The sequence below is a fragment of the Chitinimonas taiwanensis DSM 18899 genome (assembly GCF_900119825.1).
In the GTDB taxonomy this organism is placed as follows: domain Bacteria; phylum Pseudomonadota; class Gammaproteobacteria; order Burkholderiales; family Chitinimonadaceae; genus Chitinimonas; species Chitinimonas taiwanensis.
On sequence record NZ_FPKR01000001.1, the window covers coordinates 362,841 to 381,041 of the forward strand.

The following is an 18,201-nucleotide window of genomic DNA, read 5'->3' on the forward strand; positions in this document are numbered from 1 at the left end:
GGCTTAAGCGGAGGGTGCGATACCTTGCCCCGCCAGCGTGGTCTTAGGCTTGGCGATATCCGAGCGCAGCACGTGCAGGGACGCCATCGTCGTGGCGATCGGCGCAGTGCCTAAGGCGGGGGGCTTGTGGGCGGAAGGTCTTGCTGAGGCAAGGCTTTGCGGCCTTGCTGGGATCGTCCAGACTGCGCTTGGAATAAGGCAGTGGAGCGGGCGATGGGAATCGAACCCACGGCTCTAGCTTGGGAAGCTAGGGTATTACCATTATACGACGCCCGCGAAGGCCGCCATTCTAGCCGCATGGCGGCGCCAGCGCCAAGCTTGGTGAGTTCCGGTAAAGTCGCGCCCGCACCGCCAGCGCGGTGCAGATAGACGAGACGATCTAGCTATTTCAGGGGGAAATCGATGTCCGCGATCACTTTGCGTGCGGGGGCCAGCGTGCTGGCGGCCCTGCTTTCTGGCCTGGCCATGGCCGATGCACCGAGCGATATCCACTTTCTGGTCAGCGGCGGCTTTACTGCCGGCGGCGATAGGCTGACCACCGCCTTTTTCACCAATGGCACCCAATCGGCTATCAAGGCGGGCGAGCGCCTGCAGCTGAATCTGGGCGCGCACTGGCAGCCGGCCAACTCGCCGTTCTCGGCCCAGCTCACCTACGGCTATCACGCTGATTCGGCCGAGGGCGACAACGGCAAGATCACCTTCGACCGCTGGCCTGTGGAGCTGCTCGCCCACTACCACTGGCGCGAGCAGTTCTTCCTTGGCGGCGGCGTGCGCATGGCCACCCGCAGCAAGCTCACCTACTCGATCAATGGCCTGAAGCAGAACTATCCGCTTGATAGCGAGCCGGGCCTGGTGGGTGAGATTGGCTGGCAGCCGGTGCCGACGTTGAGCTTTGTGCTGCGTGGCGTCAGCGAGCGCTACAAGAGCGAGGACGGTGTGCGCTTTGATGGCGGCCACGTCGGCCTGTTTGGCCAGCTGGTGTTCTGATTCACCCGGCATCTGTTCAAGCCATAGCCCCGCCCAGGCGGGGCTTTTTCATGCCGGCTTATAGCGCGCGCCGGTACTGGATCGCCTCGGCCAGATGGCTGGACTGCAGCGCAGGACTGGCAGCCAGGTCGGCAATGCTGCGTGCCACGCGCAGGATGCGGTGGTAGGCGCGCGCCGACAGATCGAGCTTTTGCATGGCCGTAGCCATCAGCGCCTGGCCGCGCGCGTCAAGCTGGGCGACCTGGTCGAGCTCGCGGCTGCCCAGTCGCGCGTTCTCCATGCCCTGACGGTCGAGCTGGCGTGCGCGTGCTGCGGCAACCCGCTCACGCACCTGGGCGCTTGCCTCGCCGGCCGCTGGTGTGGCCAGGTCCTGCTGGCTGATCGCGGGTACTTCAATGACCAGGTCGATACGGTCCAGAAAAGGGCCGGACAGCTTGCCCTTGTAGCGCGCGATCTGGTCCGGTGTGCAGCGGCAGCGCCCATTCGGGTGGCCGGCATAGCCGCAGGGGCAGGGGTTCATGGCCGCGATCAGCTGGAAAGCGGCTGGGAACTCGGCCTGGCGCGCCGCGCGCGAGATGGTGATGCGCCGGCTCTCCAGCGGTTCACGCAGCACTTCCAAAACCTTGCGGTCGAACTCGGGTAGCTCATCAAGGAAAAGCACGCCCTGGTGAGCGAGGCTGATCTCGCCCGGCCGTGGGTCGGAACCCCCACCCACCAGTGCGACGGCCGAAGCAGTGTGATGGGGCGCACGGTATGGGCGTTGGCCAAAGGTGTCGGCCTGGAAGCCTTGAGAGCCCAGTGATTGCAGTGCCGCGGCTTCCAGCGCGGCCGCTTCGTCCATGGGCGGCAGGATGCTGGCCAGGCGGCTGGCCAGCATGGACTTCCCGGTGCCGGGTGGGCCGAGCATCAGCAGCGAATGCCCGCCGGCAGCGGCAATTTCCAGCGCACGTTTGGCGGGCAGCTGGCCTTTCACATCGAGAAGATCGGGATAGGCGCGCGCCTGGCTGGCGGCGGGCATGGCCTGGCGTGCCAGCGGCGTGTGGCCGGTCAGATGCGCACAGACGGCATTCAGGCTGCCGGCGCCCAGCACCGTGCTCTCGCTAATCAGCGCGGCCTCGTCGGCATTCGCGTGCGGCAGGATGAAGCGCCGTCCGGCCTTGGCGGCGGCCAGCGACATGGCCAGCGCACCGCGCACCGGACGCAGCTCGCCAGTCAGCGCCAGCTCACCGGCGAATTCATACTCGGCCAGCTTGTCGGCCGGAATCTGCCCGCTGGCGGCCAGGATACCGAGGGCGATGGCCAGGTCGAAGCGGCCGCTTTCCTTGGGCAGGTCGGCCGGAGCGAGGTTGACGGTGATGCGGCGGGCGGGGAATTCGAACTGGCCGGTCTGGATGGCGGCACGCACGCGGTCACGCGCCTCCTTCACCTCGGCATCGGGCAGGCCGACGATGGTGAAGCTGGGCAGGCCGTTGGCCAGATGGGTTTCCACCACCACTTCGGGCGCGTTCACGCCATTCAGGGCGCGACTATGCAGCACGGCCAGCGACATGTTTTCTCCTGCCCAGCTTATGGTTTGCCTGGATTACAACATGGGGCCGGACGGCTCTCAAGCGCATTGCATGCCGTCTTCATATAATGCCGGCCATGAACAGCCCCTTGCCGCCCACCATTCCCGATACCCTGCCGGATACCCGCAATCTGGGCGTGCTGCTGCGCGTGCTGCTAGCGGTGAATGCCGCTGCGCTGGTGGTGGCGGTGGCGGCCACCGATAACTTCCAGGACGCGGCCCAGCGCTTCATTAGCGATGCGGCCTTGCTGCAACCGGCCCTGCTCGGCGCCTTGGCCTGCTTGGCGCTACTGCGCGATGTGCTGACCGCGCTGCCCTACCAGCGCGGGCTGTGGCTAAGCCTCGCGCTGGTGCTGGGCTGCAGCCTGACTACCCGTGCCGTGCTGGCCGGCCTCTATCCGGCCGATCTGGACAGCTATCTGCGCGTTGCCCTGTACACGCTGCTGCTTGGCCTGGTCTTGTTCGGCTATTTCCGCCTGCGCGGCCGTGCGCTGTCGCCGCTGCTCACCATGGCACGCCTGCAGGCCTTGCAGTCGCGCATCCGCCCGCACTTTCTGTTCAACAGCCTGAATGCGGTACTCAGCCTGATCCGCAAGGAACCGCGCCAGGCCGAGCGCGCACTCGAGGATCTGGCCGATCTGTTCCGCGTTTTCATGGCCGAGAACCGCGAGCTTTCGCCGCTGGCCAGCGAAGTGGCGCTGGCGCGCCAGTATCTGAGTATCGAGTCGCTACGGCTGGGGGAGCGCCTGCGCGTGGATTGGCATACCGAGCGCATGCCGCCCGATGCGCTGATCCCGCCGCTGACTTTGCAGCCGCTGCTGGAAAACGCCGTCTATCATGGGATCGAGCCCTCGATCCGGCCCGGTCAGATCAGCATCAATATCTTCCAGGTGCGCGACGAGTTGCATATCGATATCCGCAACCCCTATTACAAGGAGGGCGGCGGCCACCACGCCGGCAACAAGATGGCGATGGGAAATATCCGCGAGCGGCTGGCTTTGCATTTCGATGCGGAAGCGAGCCTGAAAACCACGGTCGGGAATGACTATTATCAAGTTCATCTGAGCTTGCCTTACCGACCGGCTTCTACTGCCAAACCGACAAGAAAAGTGCCATGACTGCTCTGCTCCGCGTCTTCCTGGTTGATGATGAACCACCGGCCCTGAGCCGATTGCAAGACCTGCTGGCCGACTGCCGCGCCGAAGTCCCGCATGAGGTGGTCGGCAGCGCGCAAACCGGCACCGAGGCCATCGAGAAACTGGTCGCCCATCCGGCTGATCTGGTGCTCACCGATATCAATATGCCGGGCATGAATGGCCTGGAGCTGGCGCGCCATCTGAACCGCCTGCATCACCGCCCGGCCGTGGTGTTCTGCACGGCCTTCGATGAGTTTGCCGTGCAGGCTTTCGAGGTGCATGCGCTCGATTACCTGCTCAAACCGATACGCGAAGAGCGCCTGCTGGCCGCCCTACGCCGTGCGCGCGAGCTGCCGCATCCGGCCCAGGACACGCTGCAGGCACTGTCGCCCTCGGCGCGTCGCTACTTCAGCGTGGCCGAGCGCGGCCGTGTGCGTCTGGTGCCGGTCGATGCGGTGCTGTATCTGAAGGCCGAACTGAAGTATGTGACGCTGAAAACCCGCGAGGCCGAGTACTTGCTGGAGGAGTCGCTGACCCAGCTGGAAAATGAATTCGGCGAGCGCTTCCTGCGCATCCACCGCAACTGTCTGGTGGCGCGCGACAAGCTGACCGGCTTCGAGAAGGAATGCGAAGGCCATTGGCTGGCCGTGCTGGACGGGATTCCCGAGAAGCTAGCCGTCAGCCGCCGTCAGGCCCATGTGGTCAGCGAGTTCCGCCGCGGCGATCTGGCTTAGGCGGGATGCGTGCGCGAGAAAAGTAAAAGGCGGGCCGTGGCCCGCTTTTTTCATAGGTACGCTACTCGGGCGGCGATGGCTTGAAACGGCCTTCCTCGAGCAGCTGGCGCAACAGGCGTGCGGTAGGGCGTGGCTTTTCCAGCATGGGCACATGGCCGCACTGGGCCAGGATGGCGATCTTGGCGTGTGGAATGCCGGCCTTGAACAGCTGGATCGAGGAAATATCTAGCACCCGGTCATCGTCGCCCCACAGGATCAAGGTGGGGGCGCTGATGCTAGGCAGCTTGTCATCCAGCCAGACGCGCTGGCCAAATACTTCCTGGAAGATCAGATCCTGATCGGCAGCCTGGGCCATGCCCAGCGCGATCAGGTGGTCACGCAGGAAGCCGGGCAGATAGGGCTTGCGGTGGTAGACGAGTTTGAGGATGGCATCGAAATCGGCCGGTTTGCGCAGCAGCAGCAGATTATCGCCGGCCAGCGCCGCCTCGTAGAAGGGGCTGCGCTTGGGCATGTCCACCCCGGCGGCATTGAATAGGCCCAGGCTGGCGACCCGCTCCGGGTGGGCGGCGGCGAAGGCGGCGGCCAGATAGCCACCGAGCGAGTTGCCGACCAGATGCACGCGCTCCAGGCGCAGGATGTCGATGAAGTCCTTCAGGCGCGCCACCTGGCAATCGAGCGCATAGGACTTATTGCCCAGATAACCGGTTTCGCCAAATCCGGGCAGATCGGGCACCAGCACGCGGTAGTCACGGAAGTGCGGGGCCAGCAGCAGCCAGTTGCTGCTGTCGGCGGAAAAACCGTGCAGGAAGATCAGCGCTTCGGCGCTACGCGGGCCGCCGGCGTAGTAAACCAGCTCGAAGCCATCCACGCCCACCGTGTGCCGGCGCAGTCCGGCGCGCCGACGTGCCAGGGCCAGCATGGCCACCGCCCAATGCCGCCAACTGAGGCCGACGCCAACCAGAAGCAGGCCGATTGCCCCGATGACGAGCCAGCCGTTCATGGCTTACCCTGCCGCATGGTTTATTCTCCCTGTGCGCGTCTGTGGCAGACTGCCGCCCGCACGACACGATTGTGTGCATTTTCGCCATTCTAGCCAGAGCCTTAGCGTATCGGTGAGTTTCCTCCCGCTACGCCTTGGCACTGTGCCGAACGCCTCAGCCAAGGATTCCGCACCGCCCTATGCAGATTGCCCTGCTCCCCCAGCCCGATGGTCATCGCATCGCCACCTATTACTGGCCGCAAGCCGCAGCGCGGCGCGTGGTGGTCATTGCCCACGGTATGGCCGAACATGCCGCCCGCTATGCGGGCTTCGCCCAAGCCCTGAATCAGCAGGGCTGCGCGGTATGGTCCTACGACCATCGCGGCCACGGGCAGAGCGTGCACGATGGCCGCCTCGGGCACTTTGCCGATGAGCAAGGTTGGGACAAGGTGGTCGGCGATCTGGCCAGCGTGCTGCAACAGGTGCGTGCCCAGCATCCGGGCCTGCCGGTGCTACTGTTCGCCCACAGCATGGGCTCCTTTGTGGCGCGCGCGCTGATGCTGCGCCCCGGTAAGCTCATTGATGGGCTGATCCTGTCCGCCACCGGCTTTCGGCAATCGGCCATTGCGCGCGTGATGGCCGGCATCGCCGCGGTGGCCGGGCGGCGCCAGGGGTGGGATCAGCCCTCGGCCATGATGCGCAAACTGGTATTCGGCACCTTCAATCTGCGCTTCGTGCCATCGCGCACCCAGTTCGACTGGTTGAGCCGCGTGCCGGCCGAAGTCGATGCCTATATCGCCGATCCGCTCGCCGGCTTCGATTGCTCGGCCGGCCTGTGGCGTGACCTCTTCCTCGGTATTGTCGAGCTGGAGGCCGCCGAGGCGCGCGGCGCGGATTTGATCGATGTGCCGGTTTGGCTGCTGGCTGGCTCGCACGATCCGGTCAGCATGGGGGGCAAGGGTTGCCGCCAGCTCGCCGATCGCTACCAGGCCGTCGGCCTGCACGATGTCAGCGTCACCGTCTACCCGCAGGGCCGCCACGAGATGCTGAACGAGAGCAATCGCGAGCAGGTGTATGCCGATCTGTTTGCCTGGATGGACCAGCGCTTCACGTGAAACCGGCGTAAGTCATGCCCGCTTAGGCGCTGCGCTTGAACAAGGCCAGCGCCTTTTCTCTTTGCGTGGCATGGTCGACGATGGGCTCCGGGTAGTCGTGCCCCAGGCGCAGCCCCGCACTGGCCAGTAGCAATGGCTTGGCTTGCCAGGGCGCATGCAGCGCATCACTGGGCAGGCGCGCCAGCTCCGGCACATAGCGACGGATGAACTTGCCTTCCGGGTCGAATTTTTCCGACTGGCTGACCGGGTTGAAGATGCGGAAATAGGGTTGCGCATCGCAGCCGGTGCTGGCCGCCCATTGCCAGCCGCCGTTATTGGCGGCCAGGTCGAAGTCGAGCAGCTTTTCGGCGAAATAGGCTTCGCCCCAACGCCAATCGACCAGCAGATCCTTGACCAGGAAGCTGGCCGCAACCATGCGCAGGCGGTTATGCATAAAGCCGGTCTGGTTCAGCTGGCGCATGGCCGCATCCACGATCGGATAGCCGGTCTGCCCCGCGCACCAGGCCTCGAACAAGCTGCGGTCGTTAGGGAAGGGCAGGTCCACATACTGGGCCTTGAAGGATTGCCCCACCGCATCGGGCCGATGCCAGAGTATCTGGTGGTAGAAGTCGCGCCAGATCAGCTCATTCAGCCAGCCCATGCTGCCGGCCGTGCCGCGCTGCCAGGCATAGGCGGCCAGCTGGCGGATCGAGATGGTGCCAAAACGCAAATGCACGCTCAGATAGGACACGCCTTTCACGCCGGGAAAATCACGCGCGTCCTTGTAGCGGTCGATGCGTTGCTGGAAGTCGGTAAACAACGCCTCGGCGCCACTGGCACCGGTGCGGATACCGATCTGGCCGATATCGCTCGCTGCAAAACCCATGTCCGCCAGGCTCGGTAAGGCCTCGGGTGTCAGCGGCGCCAGCGCGGCCTGGTAGCGCGTCACCGGGTAGGTCTGCAGATAAAAGGGGTCAAGCTTCTTCAGCCAGGCGTTCTTGTAGGGGGTGAACACCGAGAAGAAGCCACCGGCCTGGGTCAGCACCTCATCGCGCTCGAAGATCACCTGATCCTTGCTGGTATGAAAGGCGATGCCCAGCTCGGCCAGGCTGGCAGCCACCTTGGCATCGCGTGCTATCGCAGCCGGCTCGTAATCATGGTTGGTAAACACCGCCTGGGCGCCCAGAGCCTGGGCGAGACGCGGTATCTCCTCGGCCGCCAGCGCATGGCGCACGCAGAGATCGCTCCCCAAGGCTTGCAGTTCGGCTTTTAGCTCGCGCAGGGTCTGCCAGATGAAGTCCACGCGCCGGTCGGTGCGCGGCAGGCTGTCCAGGATGGCGCGGTCGAAAATGAATACCGGGATCACCCGCTGCGACTGTTTGAGCGCGTGGTAAAGGGCGGCGTGATCGTGTAGGCGCAGGTCGCGGCGTAGCCAGACCAGGGTGGTCGTGTAGTGGGGCATATCTGTCTATCACTTGTACAGGTCGAAACAGAATAAACCCTTGCCGTCCGGAAGGGCAGCCCGCCCGGCAAGTTGCCATGCGCTGTGCGATAATTCGGCCCATGGAAGCCATCAACCTGACTCGCCAGTTCTTGATTGCCATGCCCGCCATGGCCGACCCCATTTTTGCCAAATCGCTCGTCTACGTGGTCGACCACAATCCCGAGGGCGCGATGGGCGTGATCGTCAATCGCCCGATAGGCATGGATGTGCGCACGCTGTTCGAGCAGGTCGATATCGAATTGCAGCGCGAGGATGTGGCCGAGCAGCAGGTTTATTTCGGCGGGCCGGTGCAGACCGACCGCGGCTTTGTGCTGCACCAGCCGCTAGGCAACTGGCAGTCGACCATGTCGATCGAGGATGAGCTGGGCCTCACCACCTCCAAGGATGTCTTGCTGGCCGTGGGTAGCGGGGCCGGGCCAGACCGCTTGTTCGTGACACTCGGTTACGCGGGTTGGGATGCTGGCCAGTTGGAAGGCGAGCTGGCCCAGAATGCCTGGCTGACGGTGGAAGCCGATATTGAAGTGGTGTTCAGCCTGCCCTCCGAGCAGCGCTACGAAGCTGCGCTCAGGCTATTGGGCATCGATATGGCCATGCTGTCCGAAACCGCCGGGCACGCCTGATTCCATGGCCGGCTATGTGATCGCCTTCGACTTCGGTGAAGTCCGCATTGGTGTGGCCGGTGGCAGCCAGGAACTCGGCATCGCCACCCCGCTCGCCACCATCACCGGCAATAGCAATGAAGACAAGTTTGCTGCCATCGGCAAGCTGATCGCCGAATGGCGCCCCAGCCAGCTGGTGGTCGGTCTGCCCAGTCATCTGGACGGCACCGAACACGCGCTGAGCCGCCTGGCGCGCACCTTCGCCAATCGCCTGCATGGCCGCTTCAATCTGCCGGTTGCCCTGGTGGACGAGCGGCTGACCTCGGTGGAAGCCGAGGGCATGCTGAGCGCAGCGCAGACCTTCGGCAAAAAGCGTAAAGCCGCGCTCGACCAGGTGGCGGCGATGCAGATTCTGCAGGCCTGGTTCGACCAGCCGGTGAAGTAGCCGGCTATGGTCAGCATGCCTAAGCGCGTTGAGATTCGTCCGTTTTCACCAGCTGATGTCAGCGCGGTTGCCAATCTACTCGGCCAGCTCGGTTACCCGGTTGAAAGCGAGGCGCTGGTGTTGGAACGCCATGCGGCCTTGGCGGCCGACGTCCAACAGGCGGTGCTGGTGGCGGTATGCGAAGGCCAGCTCGTCGGTCTCGTACAAATGGCGCGCGTTTGCCTGCTGGCGTCGGAAGGCTATGTGGAAGTGCATGCGCTGGTCGTGGATGAGGCAGCGCGTGGCCAAGGCGTCGGCGCTGCGCTGCTGGAGGCGGTACAGGCGTGGACCACCCGTTTCGGCAATTTGCGTGTTCGCCTGGGTTCGGGCGTACATCGCGAGCAAGCACACCAGTTTTATGAACACCTTGGGTATACAAAGCGGGCCGGCTTCACCTTCGAGAAGCATATGACGGCCGCGGTAATCTGAAAGGCATTGGACGATGTACAACCCGCAACTCAACCGCCACGGCGAGCTGATTCATCTGCTCAGCACCGAAGGCCTGCCGGCGCGCATCCTGCGCCAGATTCTCGACAAGGCCGCGGGCTACGTGGCCGCTGGCGAGGCCGGTGAAAAGAAGCACGCCGATCTGGCTGGCAAGACGGTGTTCAATCTCTTCTTCGAGAATTCGACCCGTACCCGCACCACTTTCGAGATTGCCCAGAAGCGCCTGAGCGCCGATGTGCACAGCCTGAATATCCAGGCCAGCTCGACCGCCAAGGGCGAGACCCTGCTCGACACCATCCACAATCTGGAAGCGATGGGCGCCGATATGTTCGTGGTGCGCCATGCCGAATCGGGAGCACCCTTCCTGATCGCCAAGCATGTGAAGCCCGGTGTGGCGGTGGTGAATGCCGGTGACGGCCGCCATGCGCACCCGACCCAGGCCCTCCTGGACATGTACACGATCCGCCACTTCAAGGGCGATTTCCAGAACCTGACCGTGGCCATTGTTGGCGACATCCTGCATTCGCGCGTGGCGCGCTCGCAGATTCATGCGCTGACCACGCTGGGCTGCCCGGAAGTGCGCGTGATCGGCCCGAAGACCCTGCTGCCGCGCGATGTCGAGCAGCTCGGCGTGCGCGTGTTCCACGATCTGCAGCAAGGCCTGCAGGGCGTGGACGTGGTGATCGCACTGCGCCTGCAGAACGAACGCATGAATGGCGCGCTGCTGCCCAGCGCGAACGAGTTCAACCAGTTCTACGGCCTGTCACGCGAAAAGCTCGCGCTGGCCAAGCCGGACGCCATCGTCATGCATCCAGGCCCGATGAACCGCGGGGTGGAGATCGACTCGGCCGTGGCGGACGGCCAGCAGTCGGTGATTCTTGATCAAGTGACATTCGGCATCGCTGTGCGCATGGCCGTGATGAGCATGCTGTCGGAGGCGCGCGCATGAATATCCATATCCAGAACGGTCGGGTGATCGACCCCAAGTACGGCCTCGACACGGTGGCTGACCTGTATGTGCAGGCAGGCCGCATTGCTGCCATCGGCAGCGCGCCGGTCGGCTTCGTGGTCGAGCAGACTATTGATGCGGTTGGCCTGACCGTCATGCCCGGCATCGTTGACCTGGCCGCGCGCCTGGGCGAGCCGGGTGGAGAGCACAAGAACAAGCTGCAGTCGGAGCTGAAGGCCGCCGTGGCCGGTGGCGTGACCAGCTTGTGCGCGATGCCCGACACCAAGCCGGCGCTCGACCAGGCCAGCCTGGTGCAGATGCTGCGCCAGAAGACCGAGGCGCTGGGCCTAGCGCACGTGCTGCCGCTCGGTGCGTTGACCCGTGGCCTGGAAGGCAGCGAGCTGAGCGAATTCGCCAAGCTCAGCGCCGCCGGCTGCGTCGCCTTCAGCCAGGCCGATGCGCCGCTCGCCGACACGCGCGTGCTGTACCGCGCCATGCAATATGCGGCCACCTATGGCATCACCCTGCGTCTGCGCCCGCAGGATGTGCGCCTGGCGGCCGGCGGGGTGGCGCACGATGGCCAGGTGGCGACCCGCCTGGGTCTGCCCGGCATTCCGGCTGTGGCCGAGACGGTGGCGATCTCCACCATCGTGCTGCTGATGAAGGACAGTGGTGCCGCCGTGCACCTGGAGCGCGTGTCCACCCGCGAAGGGCTGGAGATGATTGCCGCCGCGCGTGCCTATGGGCTCAAGCTCAGCTGCGATGTCAGCATCAACCATGTGCATCTGGCCGATATCGATATCGGCTACTTCGATAGCAATATGCGGCTGAGCCCGCCGCTGCGCAGCATCAGCGACCGCGACGCGATCCAGCATGCGCTCCTGGATGGCACGATTGCCGCCATCTGTTCTGATCACACGCCGGTGGGCAATGACGACAAGCTCTTACCCTTTGGCGAAGCCGCGCCCGGCGCCACCGGCCTGGAAGTGCTGCTGCCGCTGGTGCTGGCCTGGGCCGAGCAAAAGCATGTGCCACTGCCCCAGGCGCTGGCCACCATCACCAGCGGCCCGGCCGCCTTGTTGGGCCTGGATGCCGGCCAGCTTGCCGAGGGCGCGCCCGCCGATCTGTGCGTGTTCGACCCGCATGCCGAATGGACGGTCACGCCGGCCGCGCTGAAGAGCAGCGGCAAGCACACGCCGTTCGCCGGTATGGCATTGCGTGGCAAAGTTCGCTACACCTTGGTGGGTGGCAAGCTGGTTTACAGCGAGCAAGCTTGACTCGATCAAACGCTTGATTGAAATTGTTGCCTTGTGCGCCGCCACGCTGCGGCGCGCCCCAACCCCAAAGTACACAGGAAACCACCATGTCCGATATCGATGCCAAGTTCCAACAAGCCGCAGAAGATGTGACCAAGCTGTCCGAAGCACCGGATAACTCGGTCAAGCTCAAGCTGTATGCGCTGTACAAGCAAGCTGCCGAAGGCGATGTGAAGGGCGACAAGCCGTCCATGTTCGACTTCGTGGCCGGCGCCAAGTACAACGCCTGGGCCGAGCTGTCCGGCACCGCGTCCGATGTGGCCAAGCAGAAGTACATCGACCTGGTGGAAGCGCTGAAGGCCAAGGAATAATCCCTCACTTGCGCCCGTAAAAGCCGACCCCAGGGTCGGCTTTTACATTTGGTGGCCGGCCTGCCGCTGTGCCATCATCCGCCCGCCTGAATCACCCAAGCCGTAAAGCCATGACCGATACCCCCGACCTGCCGATTGAAGACGACGAACTGCCTGCAGACGAGGCCGCCGAAGCACAGGCTGCTGCGCTGGGTGACGGCAATCTGCCGCCCCCGCCCAGCCTGCTGGATCTGGCCGGGGCCGATTCGGTGCCGCTGGGTCGCTATGCCGAGCGCGCCTACCTCGAATACGCGGTATCGGTGGTCAAGGGCCGTGCCCTGCCCGAGGTGGCCGACGGTCAGAAGCCGGTGCAGCGCCGCATCCTGTACGCGATGCACGAGATGGGCCTCGGCAGCGTGGCCAAGCCAGTCAAGTCGGCACGCGTGGTCGGTGAGGTGCTGGGTAAGTTCCACCCGCACGGCGATAGCTCGGCCTACGAGGCCATGGTGCGCATGGCGCAGGACTTCTCGCTGCGCTACCCGCTGGTGGACGGCCAGGGCAACTTCGGCTCGCGCGACGGCGACGGCGCGGCGGCCATGCGCTACACCGAAGCGCGCCTGACCAAGATCGCCGAACTGCTGCTGTCCGAAATCAATATGGGCACGGCCGATTTCATCCCCAACTACGACGGCGCGTTTGAGGAGCCCAAGCTCCTGCCGGCCCGTCTGCCCATGCTGTTGCTGAATGGCGCCAGCGGCATCGCGGTCGGTATGGCCACCGAAATCCCGCCGCATAATCTGACCGAGGTGGCCGAAGCAGCCGTCGCGCTGATCAAGAATCCGCGCCTGGAAGTGGCTGACCTGCTCGACATCGTGCAGGGCCCGGACTTTCCAGGTGGGGGGCAGATCATCTCCAGCCGCGAGCAGATTCTGGCCGCCTACGAGGGCGGACGCGGCAGTCTGGCCGTGCGCGCGCGCTGGAAGGTAGAAGAGCTGGCGCGCGGCCAGTGGCAGCTGGTGATTACCGAGCTGCCGCCCAACTCGTCCAGCCAAAAGGTGCTGGAAGAGATTGAGGACCTGACCAATCCCAAGATCAAGAAGGGCAAGAAGGCGCTGACCCAGGAGCAGGTGCAGCTCAAGCAGCTGCTCTTGAGCCAGCTCGATACGGTGCGCGACGAGTCGGGCAAGGATGTGGCGATACGGCTGGTGTTCGAGCCGAAGAGCCGCACCCAGAACCCGGAAGAGTTCGCCAATATGCTGCTCACGCATACCAGCCTGGAAGGCAATGCGTCGATCAATCTGGTGGCCATCGGCATTGATGGCCGCCCGCAGCAGAAGTCGCTTAAGCAACTGCTGGCCGAGTGGATCCAGTACCGCTTTGCCACCGTGCGCCGCCGCACCGCGCACCGCCTGGGCCAGGTGGACGACCGCATCCATATCCTGGAAGGCCGTCTGCTCGTCTATCTGAATATCGACGAGGTGATCCGCATCATCCGTCAGGCCGATGATCCGAAGGCCGATCTGATCGCCGCCTTCAGCCTCAGCGAGCGGCAGGCCGACGATATTCTGGAAATCCGTCTGCGCCAGCTGGCGCGGCTGGAAGGCATCAAGATCGAGCAGGAGCTGGCCAAGCTGCGCGATGAAAAGGCCGAGCTTGAACATCTGCTCGCCGATGAAGGCGCGATGCAGAAGCTGATCGTGAAGGAGATCCGCGACGATGCGAAGACCTTCGGCGACGCACGCCGCACGCTGATCGAAGCCAAGGAACGCGCCACCGTGGTGGCCACCGTGGTGGATGAACCGCTGACCGTCATCCTCAGCGACAAGGGCTGGATACGCGCGCGCAACGGCCATGGCATCGACACCCAGAACCTCAGTTTCAAGGAAGGCGACAGCCTCCTGGCCGCGCTCGAATGCCGCTCGGTCGATACCGTGGCACTGTTCGGCTCGGATGGGCGCGTCTACAACCTCCTGGCCGGCAATCTGCCCGGCGGGCGCGGCGATGGCGTACCCGTGGCCAGCCTGATCGACCTGGCGGCCAAGACCCGCATCGTGCAGCTCTTGGCCGCCAAGCCCGAGCAGGCGCTACTGATTGCCGGCGCGAATGGCTATGCCTTCCACTGCGAGTTCAAGGACCTGCTCACGCGCCAGAAGGCCGGCAAGGCCTTCCTCTCGCTCGACGACGGTGAGGCGCTGCTGAAGATTGCGCCCTTTGTGGCGCGCGACAGCAATCTGGTCTGCTGCCTGTCCACCTCGGGCCGCCTGCATGCCTTCCCGCTCGCCGAGCTGAAGGCGCTGTCGGGTGGCGGGCGCGGCATGATCGCCATGGCGCTCGACGATGGCGACACCCTGGCGGCCATCACCGTCAGCGACGGCGAAACCCTGACCCTGAACGGCATCGGTCGCGGCGGCAAGGCCATGGCCCTGACCTTCGACGCCAACGACCTCGCCCCCTATGTGGGCAAGCGCGCCAAGAAGGGCAAACCGCTGGTGGGTGGCTTGAAGCTGGCGGGGTTCTGAGGCAGGGCGGCAGCACCGGGCTTAAAGCGCGCTGAACTCAGATGGATGGCATGTCCGGCGCTATGCTGGACAGCACTTGAAACCATGCTCGGAGGCGGTGGCGATGTCGAAAGCAAAAACCTATCACGGCGCCTGTCTATGCGGTGCCATACGCTTTATCGCCACAGGCCCGGCGCTCAACCCGCATAGCTGCTCATGCACGCTGTGTCAGCGCCATTCCGGCGCCCTGACCCAGGCCTGGGTCGAGTTTCCCAGGGACAGCGTGCGGTGGGTGGGCAGTGGCGGCCCGCCGGCCACCTGGCGTTCATCCGCATTTTCCAGCCGTGCCTTCTGCCCTAACTGCGGCAGCACGCTGGGCGCCATCGATGATCAGCCTACCGTTGCCTTGGTGCTGGGCGTCTTCGATGCGCCGCGCGGCAAGGAACTCGCGCCACTCACGCATTCCTATGTGTCAAAGCGACCACGTTGGTGGAAAGTGATGTCAGCCCAGCTCGCACGATAGTGGCTGGTCATGCGGGTGCCGCATCTGGCTACACTCAGCCCCGCCGCCCTGCATTCTGTCGGCCCCAACCGCATCGTGTCGCAGCTGCGCTGTATGGGCGGCGTCTGCGCCGTATAACGCTTCCATCAACTTATCTGGGGGAAGCCAAAATGCGTATCGTCACCACCACCTTGATTGCCACCGTCCTGGCCGCCAGCAGCCTGGCAGGCAGTGATACCAAGACTGCACCGCGCATTGAGGAAAGCCGGGCGCTGGCGGATTTCAGCACCCTGCGTTCGGAAGGCGCCTGGGTGCTGGATGTGAAGGTGGGGCCGGCGCCTAGCCTGAAGCTCATTGGCGATGCCGAACGGGTGGCGCGTATCGAGACCCGCGTCGACAAGGGTGAGCTGCTGATCCGCTACCAACACGGCGAGAACGGCCTGCGCATGGGGCGCAAGAACGCGGTGCGTATCGAAGTGACCGTGCCCAAGCTCGATAGCTATCACCACGAGGGCGTGGGTCAGACCGTGCTCAGTGGCCTGCACGGTGAGCGTTTCAGCATTGACTTCCTGGGGGCGGGCGAGCTGATTGCCAGCGGTACGGTCAAGCAGCTGCAGGTGGATGCCGAGGGCGCGGGGTCGCTGGAGCTGGCTCAGCTGAAGGCCGGCGATGTGGCCATCGACCTGGAAGGGGTGGGCAGCGTGGCGCTGTATGCGAGCGAAAGCCTGAGCGCCGATGTGGGCGGCATCGGTTCACTCACCTACTACGGCAAGCCCAAGCGCGTGAGCAAGTCGGTATCCGGTATTGGTAGCGTGCAGGCGGGCAAATAAGCCTGCTCCATAAGCAGCCTTACCACACTGGGCCGCCGGCATGCTGCAGGACGGCCCAGCTCGCGTCTGGCCGCGCTATAAAGCGGGACGGCAGATACTAGTCGGAGAGGCGCCGATGAATGCGTCGATCGCGCTTTGGCGCGGTTCCCTCCAAGCCCGTGCAACTTGGACTGCCGCCGCGGCGGCGGGGGCGGAGGGGGTGGAAGAAAACAGCGAGGGTTCTCAGCTCTATCGCAGCGGATTCGCACCCGGCTGTGCCGGGTGGTCAGCAGATCGTTGAATTATCGATTTAATCAGTACTTCTCTAGGAGGAATGTGATGCGCACAGGGGCTTTTCTGCTGGCGCTGTGCCTGTCGGTCGGCAGCTATGCCGCCACGGTAACGGCGAGCGGTAAACTGGTTGAACAAAGCCGTCCGGTCGGCGATTTCCAGTCCATACGCTCGGAAGGCGCCTGGTCCTTGGATGTGAAGGTCGGGCCGGCCCCCAGCCTGAAGATCAAGGCGGATGACAATCTGCTGCCCTTGATCGAAACCCGGGTGGATAAGGGCGAGTTATCGATCCGCTTCAAGGACGAGTCACACAGCATCAGCTTGAAGAACAGCAGCACCCTGCGTATCGAGGTCACGGTGCCCAAGTTGACCGCCTACCAGCATGAGGGCGCCGGCAAGACGGTGTTCCATGGTCTGAATGGCGGGCCGTTTGCCATCAATTACGAGGGAGCCGGCCTGATCACCGCCAGTGGCCAGGTCGAGCGCCTGAGCGTGCAGGCCAGCGGCGCCGGCTCGCTCGATCTGGATCAGCTCAAGGCGCGCCACGCCACGGTCAGCCTGGCCGGCGTGGGCACGGTCAGCGTGTATGCCAGCGAATCGCTGACCGCGGCCGTGGATGGCATCGGTTCGCTCACCTATTACGGCAAGCCGGCCAAGCTCAGCAAGGCGGTGTCGGGCATAGGCAGCATACGCGCTGGCGACTGATGGACAGCCTGATCCCGGTGCTGCAACGCTTTATTGGCGCCGATACGGCCTTGCTGGCCGCGCTGCGTGCCATCCGCGCCCAGCAGCTGCCCGATGCCTGGCTGGCGGCCGGTGCGCTACGCAACCGGCTGTGGGACCAGCTGCATGGCTATGCCGCTGCGCCGCTGGGCGAGCTTGACCTGATCTATTTCGATGCCAAGGCCGGGCTGGATGAGGCGCAGGCCGTGGCCCGCGCGCTGCGCGCCGAGTTGGTGGCCGACTGGGATGTGGTCAATCAGGCGAGTGTGCATCGTTGGTTCCGCACCGCGCAGGGCGAGTCGATTGCGGCGCTGCGCAGCTGCGCGGACGCCGTGGCGCGCTGGCCGGAAACCCCAACCTGCGTAGCGGTGCGTCTGGAGGCTGACGATAGCCTGAGCGTGCTGGCACCGCATGGTCTGGTGGATTTGTTTGCGCTGCACTGGCGCGCCAACCCCTTGGCGGCCGACCCCACGGCCGCCTGGCGCCGCTGGCAGGACAAGGCGATTGCGCAGCGCTGGCCAGGTGCGCGCTTCAGCGGCCCGGCCGACTAGGCTTCGCGCCCCCGCGCATTTCTGAGACAATTCAAGCCTTTGCAACACGGCATGGGTAGCCGCCCATGCCGTTGCTATTTTGAGTTGCCGATGTCCCAGAGTCTTCGCATCACCGAAATCTTCCATTCCCTGCAGGGCGAAACCAGCCGGCTCGGTCTGCCCACGGTCTTCGTGCGCCTGACCGGCTGCCCGCTGCGCTGCGGCTATTGCGATAGCGCCTATGCCTTTCATGGCGGCGAGCGCATGAGCATCAGCGCCATCCTGGAGGAAGTGGCCCGCCACGGCACGCCCTATGTGTGCGTGACCGGTGGCGAGCCGCTGGCCCAGGCTGGCTGCCACGATCTGCTCAAGCGCCTGTGCGATGCCGGTTTTTCGGTCAGCCTGGAAACCAGCGGCCATCTGCCGATTGAGACGGTGGACGCGCGCGTGTCGCGCATCGTCGATATCAAGACGCCGGGTTCGGGCGAGGTGGAGAAGAATCTGTGGACCAACCTGAATCACCTGGGCGCGCACGATGAGCTGAAGTTCGTGCTCGTGCACCGCCACGACTATGAATGGGCGCGCGACCTGCTGCTCGACAATGGCCTGCACACGCTGTGTCCGGTCATCTTCAGCCCGGTATGGGAATCGCTGCCGCCACGCGAGCTGGCCGAATGGGTGATTGCCGACAAGCTGCCGGTGCGCGTGCAGGTGCAGCTGCACAAGATTCTGTGGGGCGACAAGCCTGGCGTCTGAGCACGC

General features: G+C 64.5%; 19 protein-coding genes and 1 tRNA gene. 16 read left to right on the forward strand and 4 right to left on the reverse strand.

Annotated elements, in window-relative coordinates; genetic code table 11:
* Positions 1-202: 202 nt before the first annotated feature.
* Positions 203-276, reverse strand: a tRNA-Gly gene (locus BT173_RS01625).
* Between the two features lie 126 nt (positions 277-402).
* Between BT173_RS01625 and BT173_RS01630 the strand changes: the two genes are divergently transcribed.
* The gene (locus BT173_RS01630) at positions 403-987 is read left to right on the forward strand and encodes an outer membrane beta-barrel protein (protein WP_072426862.1); all 585 of its coding nucleotides are present in this window, start codon (positions 403-405) and stop codon (positions 985-987) included.
* Positions 988-1,045: 58 nt separating this feature from the next.
* Here the strand turns inward: BT173_RS01630 and BT173_RS01635 are convergent, their stop codons facing one another.
* Positions 1,046-2,536 carry a YifB family Mg chelatase-like AAA ATPase gene (locus BT173_RS01635; protein ID WP_072426863.1) on the reverse strand — a complete coding sequence of 497 codons (1,491 nt, stop codon included), beginning with the start codon at positions 2,534-2,536 and terminating at the stop codon, positions 1,046-1,048.
* A 95-nt stretch (positions 2,537-2,631) separates the two neighbouring features.
* On the opposite strand from BT173_RS01635, the gene BT173_RS01640 reads away from it, so the two are divergent.
* Positions 2,632-3,672, forward strand: a complete 1,041-nt coding sequence (locus BT173_RS01640; RefSeq protein ID WP_072426955.1) for a sensor histidine kinase — start codon at positions 2,632-2,634, stop codon at positions 3,670-3,672.
* Complete coding sequence (locus tag BT173_RS01645; protein ID WP_072426864.1) at positions 3,669-4,424, forward strand: LytR/AlgR family response regulator transcription factor; 756 nt, start codon at positions 3,669-3,671, stop codon at positions 4,422-4,424. Before BT173_RS01640 ends, BT173_RS01645 begins: the two co-directional genes overlap by 4 nt.
* Positions 4,425-4,485: 61 nt before the next feature.
* Here BT173_RS01645 and BT173_RS01650 read toward each other — a convergent pair whose 3' ends face one another.
* Positions 4,486-5,424, reverse strand: a complete 939-nt coding sequence (locus tag BT173_RS01650; RefSeq protein ID WP_072426865.1) for an alpha/beta fold hydrolase — start codon at positions 5,422-5,424, stop codon at positions 4,486-4,488.
* Positions 5,425-5,603: 179 nt separating this feature from the next.
* On the opposite strand from BT173_RS01650, the gene BT173_RS01655 reads away from it, so the two are divergent.
* Positions 5,604-6,518, forward strand: a complete 915-nt coding sequence (locus BT173_RS01655; protein ID WP_072426866.1) for an alpha/beta hydrolase — start codon at positions 5,604-5,606, stop codon at positions 6,516-6,518.
* Positions 6,519-6,540: 22 nt separating this feature from the next.
* On the opposite strand, the gene BT173_RS01660 is transcribed toward BT173_RS01655, so the two are convergent.
* On the reverse strand, positions 6,541-7,959 hold the full coding sequence (locus tag BT173_RS01660; protein ID WP_072426867.1) for a cryptochrome/photolyase family protein: 1,419 nt from the start codon (positions 7,957-7,959) through the stop codon (positions 6,541-6,543).
* Between the two features lie 101 nt (positions 7,960-8,060).
* On the opposite strand from BT173_RS01660, the gene BT173_RS01665 reads away from it, so the two are divergent.
* The 12 genes from BT173_RS01665 to queE all read left to right on the forward strand — a co-directional run bounded on the left by BT173_RS01665 (position 8,061) and on the right by queE (position 18,195).
* Positions 8,061-8,621 carry a YqgE/AlgH family protein gene (locus BT173_RS01665; RefSeq protein ID WP_072426868.1) on the forward strand — a complete coding sequence of 187 codons (561 nt, stop codon included), beginning with the start codon at positions 8,061-8,063 and terminating at the stop codon, positions 8,619-8,621.
* A gap of 4 nt (positions 8,622-8,625) precedes the next feature.
* Positions 8,626-9,045, forward strand: a complete 420-nt coding sequence (gene ruvX / locus BT173_RS01670; RefSeq protein WP_072426869.1) for a Holliday junction resolvase RuvX — start codon at positions 8,626-8,628, stop codon at positions 9,043-9,045.
* Positions 9,046-9,060: 15 nt separating this feature from the next.
* Positions 9,061-9,513 carry a GNAT family N-acetyltransferase gene (locus BT173_RS01675; RefSeq protein ID WP_072426956.1) on the forward strand — a complete coding sequence of 151 codons (453 nt, stop codon included), beginning with the start codon at positions 9,061-9,063 and terminating at the stop codon, positions 9,511-9,513.
* Between the two features lie 13 nt (positions 9,514-9,526).
* Positions 9,527-10,480, forward strand: a complete 954-nt coding sequence (locus BT173_RS01680) for an aspartate carbamoyltransferase catalytic subunit (protein ID WP_072426870.1) — start codon at positions 9,527-9,529, stop codon at positions 10,478-10,480.
* Positions 10,477-11,757, forward strand: coding sequence for a dihydroorotase (locus tag BT173_RS01685; RefSeq protein WP_072426871.1), 1,281 nt, complete (start codon positions 10,477-10,479; stop codon positions 11,755-11,757). Before BT173_RS01680 ends, BT173_RS01685 begins: the two co-directional genes overlap by 4 nt.
* Before the next feature lie 86 nt (positions 11,758-11,843).
* Positions 11,844-12,107 (forward strand): acyl-CoA-binding protein, encoded by a 264-nt coding sequence (locus BT173_RS01690; protein ID WP_072426872.1) that lies wholly within the window; start codon positions 11,844-11,846, stop codon positions 12,105-12,107.
* Positions 12,108-12,217: 110 nt separating this feature from the next.
* Positions 12,218-14,605 carry a DNA topoisomerase IV subunit A gene (parC, locus tag BT173_RS01695; RefSeq protein ID WP_084658051.1) on the forward strand — a complete coding sequence of 796 codons (2,388 nt, stop codon included), beginning with the start codon at positions 12,218-12,220 and terminating at the stop codon, positions 14,603-14,605.
* A 103-nt stretch (positions 14,606-14,708) separates the two neighbouring features.
* Positions 14,709-15,107, forward strand: coding sequence for a GFA family protein (locus BT173_RS01700; RefSeq protein ID WP_072426873.1), 399 nt, complete (start codon positions 14,709-14,711; stop codon positions 15,105-15,107).
* 149 nt (positions 15,108-15,256) lie between these two features.
* Positions 15,257-15,916, forward strand: a complete 660-nt coding sequence (locus BT173_RS01705; protein ID WP_072426874.1) for a GIN domain-containing protein — start codon at positions 15,257-15,259, stop codon at positions 15,914-15,916.
* Between the two features lie 318 nt (positions 15,917-16,234).
* Complete coding sequence (locus BT173_RS01710; protein WP_084658053.1) at positions 16,235-16,891, forward strand: head GIN domain-containing protein; 657 nt, start codon at positions 16,235-16,237, stop codon at positions 16,889-16,891.
* Positions 16,891-17,460, forward strand: a complete 570-nt coding sequence (locus BT173_RS01715; RefSeq protein ID WP_072426875.1) for a nucleotidyltransferase family protein — start codon at positions 16,891-16,893, stop codon at positions 17,458-17,460. Before BT173_RS01710 ends, BT173_RS01715 begins: the two co-directional genes overlap by 1 nt.
* Positions 17,461-17,550: 90 nt before the next feature.
* A complete protein-coding gene (gene queE, locus BT173_RS01720; protein WP_072426876.1) occupies positions 17,551-18,195 on the forward strand; it encodes a 7-carboxy-7-deazaguanine synthase QueE in 645 nt (214 codons plus the stop codon).
* Positions 18,196-18,201: the final 6 nt, after the last annotated feature.

Excerpts from the sequence above, each read along its gene's own strand:
- BT173_RS01630 (WP_072426862.1), top strand. The coding sequence starts at position 403 with ATGTCCGCGATCACTTTGCGTGCGGGGGCCAGCGTGCTGGCGGCCCTG.
- BT173_RS01635 (WP_072426863.1), bottom strand. The coding sequence starts at position 2,536 with ATGTCGCTGGCCGTGCTGCATAGTCGCGCCCTGAATGGCGTGAACGCG.
- BT173_RS01640 (WP_072426955.1), top strand. The coding sequence starts at position 2,632 with ATGAACAGCCCCTTGCCGCCCACCATTCCCGATACCCTGCCGGATACC.
- BT173_RS01645 (WP_072426864.1), top strand. The coding sequence starts at position 3,669 with ATGACTGCTCTGCTCCGCGTCTTCCTGGTTGATGATGAACCACCGGCC.
- BT173_RS01650 (WP_072426865.1), bottom strand. The coding sequence starts at position 5,424 with ATGAACGGCTGGCTCGTCATCGGGGCAATCGGCCTGCTTCTGGTTGGC.
- BT173_RS01655 (WP_072426866.1), top strand. The coding sequence starts at position 5,604 with ATGCAGATTGCCCTGCTCCCCCAGCCCGATGGTCATCGCATCGCCACC.
- BT173_RS01660 (WP_072426867.1), bottom strand. The coding sequence starts at position 7,959 with ATGCCCCACTACACGACCACCCTGGTCTGGCTACGCCGCGACCTGCGC.
- BT173_RS01665 (WP_072426868.1), top strand. The coding sequence starts at position 8,061 with ATGGAAGCCATCAACCTGACTCGCCAGTTCTTGATTGCCATGCCCGCC.
- ruvX (WP_072426869.1), top strand. The coding sequence starts at position 8,626 with ATGGCCGGCTATGTGATCGCCTTCGACTTCGGTGAAGTCCGCATTGGT.
- BT173_RS01675 (WP_072426956.1), top strand. The coding sequence starts at position 9,061 with ATGCCTAAGCGCGTTGAGATTCGTCCGTTTTCACCAGCTGATGTCAGC.
- BT173_RS01680 (WP_072426870.1), top strand. The coding sequence starts at position 9,527 with ATGTACAACCCGCAACTCAACCGCCACGGCGAGCTGATTCATCTGCTC.
- BT173_RS01685 (WP_072426871.1), top strand. The coding sequence starts at position 10,477 with ATGAATATCCATATCCAGAACGGTCGGGTGATCGACCCCAAGTACGGC.
- BT173_RS01690 (WP_072426872.1), top strand. The coding sequence starts at position 11,844 with ATGTCCGATATCGATGCCAAGTTCCAACAAGCCGCAGAAGATGTGACC.
- parC (WP_084658051.1), top strand. The coding sequence starts at position 12,218 with ATGACCGATACCCCCGACCTGCCGATTGAAGACGACGAACTGCCTGCA.
- BT173_RS01700 (WP_072426873.1), top strand. The coding sequence starts at position 14,709 with ATGTCGAAAGCAAAAACCTATCACGGCGCCTGTCTATGCGGTGCCATA.
- BT173_RS01705 (WP_072426874.1), top strand. The coding sequence starts at position 15,257 with ATGCGTATCGTCACCACCACCTTGATTGCCACCGTCCTGGCCGCCAGC.
- BT173_RS01710 (WP_084658053.1), top strand. The coding sequence starts at position 16,235 with ATGCGCACAGGGGCTTTTCTGCTGGCGCTGTGCCTGTCGGTCGGCAGC.
- BT173_RS01715 (WP_072426875.1), top strand. The coding sequence starts at position 16,891 with ATGGACAGCCTGATCCCGGTGCTGCAACGCTTTATTGGCGCCGATACG.
- queE (WP_072426876.1), top strand. The coding sequence starts at position 17,551 with ATGTCCCAGAGTCTTCGCATCACCGAAATCTTCCATTCCCTGCAGGGC.